The 261-nt window shown below is 35.6% G+C and carries 1 pseudogene; it reads right to left on the bottom strand.

Annotated elements, in window-relative coordinates:
• Nucleotides 1–261: pseudogene (locus FLQ44_RS18160) on the bottom strand (class II fumarate hydratase); the annotation flags it as partial.

Here is a 261-nt window from a genome sequence, read left to right as displayed (position 1 = left end):
GAGTGACAAAGCCTAGCTCTACAGCGACTTCTTTTAAGGTTTTATCTTCTTTATAAGCAGTTTTCGCTACTTTTGCTGCATTTTCATAACCTATTACAGGATTCAGTGCAGTCACCAACATCAACGAGTTATGTAAAAAATAATCAATTTTTTCACGATTTGGTTCAATGCCTACTGCACAATGCTCATCAAAACTATTACAAGCATCACCAAGCAACTGCACAGATTGAACAAGATTATATGCAATAACAGGCATATACA

This window comes from Vogesella mureinivorans, assembly GCF_007644035.1.
GTDB lineage: Bacteria > Pseudomonadota > Gammaproteobacteria > Burkholderiales > Chromobacteriaceae > Vogesella > Vogesella mureinivorans.
Note: the sequence above shows the minus strand (reverse complement) of the source record. Positions and strands in the feature narration are given on the sequence as shown.